Source organism: Pelagimonas sp. (assembly GCF_058892305.1).
On the sequence record NZ_JBZXVN010000054.1, the window covers coordinates 1 to 1172 of the forward strand.

Genomic DNA, 1172 nt, shown 5'->3' on the forward strand with positions numbered 1-1172 from the left:
TCGTCCCACGTCTTGCGTGGGTCCAGCAATAGCTCGGCAACGCCTTCCACAGACACCGGAACCTCAAAGCCGAAATTCGGGTCTTTGCGGTATTCAGCATTGTTGAGCGATCCGTTCAAAGCGGCGTGCAAAAGAGCGCGGGTGGCGCGGATTGGCATCCGTGAACCTTCGCCATAGGCCCCACCGGTCCAGCCAGTGTTGACCAGCCAGCAGGTCGCGCCATGTTTGGCGATCTTGTCGCGCAGCAGGTTGCCATAGGCTTCTGGACGGCGTGGCATGAACGGTGCCCCAAAGCAGGTCGAAAATGTTGGCTCTGGCTCGGTTACGCCGCGCTCGGTGCCCGCAACCTTGGAGGTGAAGCCCGAGAGGAAGTGATACATCGCCTGCGCCGGGGTCAAACGTGCGATCGGAGGCAGAACACCAAAGGCATCACATGTCAGCATGATGATGTTCTTGGGGTGGCCACCCAGCGCGGTTTTCGAGGCGTTGTCGATGTAGTGCAGCGGGTAGGCGCAACGCATGTTGGCGGTCAGGCTGTCATCTTTGAAGTCGAGATCGCGGGTCTCTTCGTCGTAGACCATGTTCTCGATCACGGTGCCGAATTTCTCGGTCGTGGCATAGATTTCAGGCTCGGCCTCGGGCGACAGGTTGATGGTCTTGGCATAGCAGCCGCCTTCGAAGTTGAAGGTGCCACGATCCGACCAACCATGTTCGTCGTCACCAATCAGCACGCGCTCTGGGTCGGCGGACAGGGTGGTTTTACCGGTGCCCGACAGACCAAAGAAGATGGCCGTGTCGACAGGGTTGCCAACCGCATGGTTCGCCGAGCAATGCATCGCCATGATGTCTTTGCCGGGCAGGATGTAGTTGAGCAGGGTGAAAACAGATTTCTTGTTCTCACCGGCATATTCGGTGTTGGCGATCAGGATGGTTTTCTTGTCGAAATTCATCGCGATCACGGTGTCGGTCCGACAGCCGTGCTTTTCCGGGGTCGCCTGGAACGATGGGCAGTTGATGATTGTCCAATCGGCAACAAACGTGTCGAGATCTTCGCGATCCGGGCGACGCAGCATGTGACGGATGAACAGGTTGTGCCACGCGAGTTCGGACACAACACGCACGTCAATGGCATTGGCCGGGTCGGCCCCACCTACCAGATCTTGTACGTAGTA

1 protein-coding gene is annotated in these 1172 nt (G+C 58.1%); it reads right to left on the reverse strand.

The annotated features are described in order from the left end of the window. Positions 1-1172 (reverse strand): phosphoenolpyruvate carboxykinase (ATP) (locus tag AC5EFR_RS20335; RefSeq protein WP_493577561.1); only part of this gene is annotated, 1172 nt, incomplete at both ends.